1 protein-coding gene is annotated in these 205 nt (G+C 36.6%); it reads right to left on the bottom strand.

What is annotated here, in order from left to right:
- Window positions 1-205, bottom strand: a 205-nt coding sequence (locus HHH54_RS11255; protein WP_198618847.1) for a helix-turn-helix transcriptional regulator, incomplete at both ends; no start/stop codon positions are given.

The following is a 205-nucleotide window of genomic DNA, read 5'->3' as shown; positions in this document are numbered from 1 at the left end:
GACGTGGTAAACTACGATTCACAGTCGTTTGAATTGATTCATTTAAAGATTTTAAATGGCGATGGACTGTAGAAGGTGATACACAAAGGTCTTCAGCAATATCCTTTTCTGAAATCACTTTCGAGAGCCGCTTTGTCATCATGAGTTTGACATTATTGGAAATTGTACAACGTGCATCAATATAAGGCGTTTTAGCTGTATAAGT

The sequence above is a fragment of the Staphylococcus canis genome (genome assembly GCF_016238445.1).
Taxonomy (GTDB): domain Bacteria; phylum Bacillota; class Bacilli; order Staphylococcales; family Staphylococcaceae; genus Staphylococcus; species Staphylococcus canis.
The sequence above is the reverse complement of the archived record's forward strand: the minus strand, read 5'-3'. Positions and strand labels throughout refer to the sequence as shown.